1 protein-coding gene is annotated in these 1,261 nt (G+C 77.2%); it reads right to left on the reverse strand.

Annotation, left to right across the window (positions count from 1 at the left end; genetic code table 11):
- Positions 1 to 1,261 (reverse strand): acyltransferase domain-containing protein (locus VR44_RS35070; RefSeq protein ID WP_045951693.1); only part of this gene is annotated, 1,261 nt, incomplete at both ends.

Genomic DNA, 1,261 nt, shown 5'->3' on the forward strand with positions numbered 1-1,261 from the left:
GACGGGGAGTAGAACGGGACGCGCGGGGTGCGCGGGGTGATGCCGGCGAGGGCTTCGGCGAGTTCGGCCTCGATGAGCTCCACGTGCGCGGAGTGGGAGGCGTAGTCGACGGGGACGCGCTTGGCGCGGACGCCGTCGGCGGTGCAGGCGGCGAGGAACTCTTCCAGGGCGTCGGCGTCGCCGGAGACGACGGTGGAGCGGGGCCCGTTGACGGCGGCGACGCCGAGGCGTTCGCCCCACTGCTCCAGGCGCCGGGTGACGTCGGCGAGGGGTTCGGGTACGGAGACCATGCCGCCGAGTCCCGCGAGGCGGGCGAGGAGGCGGCTGCGGAGGGCGACGACCCGGGCGGCGTCGTCGAGACCGAGGGCGCCGGAGACCGCGGCGGCGGCGATCTCGCCCTGCGAGTGGCCGATGACGGCCGAGGGCTCGACGCCGAAGGAGCGCCACAGTTCGGCGAGGGAGACCATGACGGCCCACAGGGCCGGCTGGACCACGTCGTCGGCGCTGTCGAGGGCCGGGGCACCGGGGGCGCCGCGCAGGACGCCCTCCAGGTCCCAGTCCACGTACGGGGCCAGGGCGCGGCCGCAGGCGGCGATCCGCTCCCGGAAGAACTCGGAGGTGTCGAGGAGTCCGACGGCCATGCCGGCCCACTGGGAGCCCTGGCCGGGGAAGACGAAGGCGACGCGGCGGCCGTGGGCGGCGGTGCCCCGGGCGGTGCGGGGCGTGGAGCCGCCGGCGGCGAGGGCGCGCAGGCCCTCGGTGAGTTCGGCCCCGGTGGCGCCGGTGACGAGGGCGCGGTGCTCGAAGGCCGTACGGGTGGTGGCGAGGGCGTGGCCGATGTCGGCGGGCCGCAGGCCCGGGTGCGCGGCGGTGTGGGCGAGGAGGGCCTCGGCCCGGGCGGCCAGCGCCTCGGGGCTGCGGGCCGACAGGACCCAGGGCACGGCGGGGGCTTCGGCCCCGGCGGCTTCGGCCCCCGCGGGTTCGGCCTGGGCCGGGGTGGCGGCTGCCTCGGGATCGGCGGGGGGTTCTTCGAGGATGGCGTGGGCGTTGGTGCCGCTGACGTTGGTGCCGCTGATGCCGAAGGAGGAGACGCCGTAGCGGCGGGGGCGGCCGGTGGCGGGCCAGTCCACGGCGTCGGTCAGCAGCCGGACCCTTCCGGCGGTCCAGTCCACGTGCGGGGAGGGGGTCTCGGCGTGCAGGGTCCTGGGCAGGACTCCGTGCTGGAGGGCCAGTACGGACTTCAGTACGCCGGCGATGCCCG

It is taken from the genome of Streptomyces katrae (assembly GCF_000966975.1).
In the GTDB taxonomy this organism is placed as follows: Bacteria; Actinomycetota; Actinomycetes; order Streptomycetales; family Streptomycetaceae; genus Streptomyces; species Streptomyces katrae.